Annotated in this window: 1 pseudogene; it reads left to right on the top strand. The window is 44.6% G+C overall.

The features are described from left to right. Window positions 1–240, top strand: a pseudogene (locus AB4512_RS24660) (hypothetical protein); the annotation flags it as partial.

Here is a 240-nt window from a genome sequence, read left to right as displayed (position 1 = left end):
CGCAGCTCTTCTTATCAGCGCATTCTTCGCAGTGTTGTTCATTCGTGAAATGGATTTTTGGTTCGACAAGATCGTACATGGTGCATGGGTTGTCCCTGCCCTATTGGTTGCTGGCAGTGCAATTTTCTATGCGATTAAGAATGGTAAAAGAACCATTGATCAGCTTGCGCTTATTCTTGCTTCCCCACATATGAACTTACTCGTTACTGGCGTAATGCTACTGTTGGTGTTCTCTCGTCT

The organism is Vibrio sp. 10N.222.52.B7 (assembly GCF_041474275.1).
Taxonomy (GTDB): Bacteria; Pseudomonadota; Gammaproteobacteria; order Enterobacterales; family Vibrionaceae; genus Vibrio; species Vibrio crassostreae_C.
This window is presented reverse-complemented; position numbering and strand designations above follow the sequence as displayed.